The following is a 591-nucleotide window of genomic DNA, read 5'->3' as shown; positions in this document are numbered from 1 at the left end:
CACCGGCTCGGTGATCGGCAGCAACGCGGCGCACATCGCCGTCGCGGTGGACGAGGCCGCCGAGACGTTCGTGGCCATCGCCGCCATCGACAACCTGGTCAAGGGCACCGGCGGCGCGGCCGTGCAGGCGATGAACTTGGCGCTGGGTTGGCCGGAGTTGAGGATCACCGCGCGCAAGGCGCCGGTGGTCAGCGCCTGCTGGGTCCACAGCACCGGCGCGGCCTTGACCTTGTTGCGGGTGAACACGCCGGCGGCCGCGTAGTCGGGTCCCTCGTTGAAGACCAGGGCCAGGTCGCGGTTGCCCGACGCCTTGATGCCGGCGGCGATCCCCGCGGCCCGGAACCCGGCCGGCGCGGTGACGCCCTGTTCGCGCACCAAGCGCGCCTCGGCTGTGTGGGTCACGGCGCGACCCCGACCACCGAAAGGCCTTGCGCCTCCGGCCAACCCAGCGCCAAGTTCATCGCCTGCACGGCCGCGCCGCCGGTGCCCTTGACCAGGTTGTCGATGGCGGCGATGGCCACGAACGTCTCGGCGGCCTCGTCCACCGCGACGGCGATGTGCGCCGCGTTGCTGCCGATCACCGAGCCGGTG

1 protein-coding gene and 1 pseudogene are annotated in these 591 nt (G+C 72.6%); both read right to left on the bottom strand.

What is annotated here, in order from left to right:
- The coding region (locus A5704_RS29890; protein WP_369828494.1) for a bifunctional ornithine acetyltransferase/N-acetylglutamate synthase at positions 1–402 on the bottom strand (402 nt) is incomplete at its 3' end.
- Positions 399–591 (bottom strand): annotated as a pseudogene (locus A5704_RS24180) (N-acetyl-gamma-glutamyl-phosphate reductase); the annotation flags it as partial. The gene A5704_RS29890 and the pseudogene A5704_RS24180, both read right to left, overlap by 4 nt.

Origin of the sequence: Mycobacterium sp. E735 (assembly GCF_001666955.1) — a bacterium.
GTDB lineage: Bacteria > Actinomycetota > Actinomycetes > Mycobacteriales > Mycobacteriaceae > Mycobacterium.
This window is presented reverse-complemented; position numbering and strand designations above follow the sequence as displayed.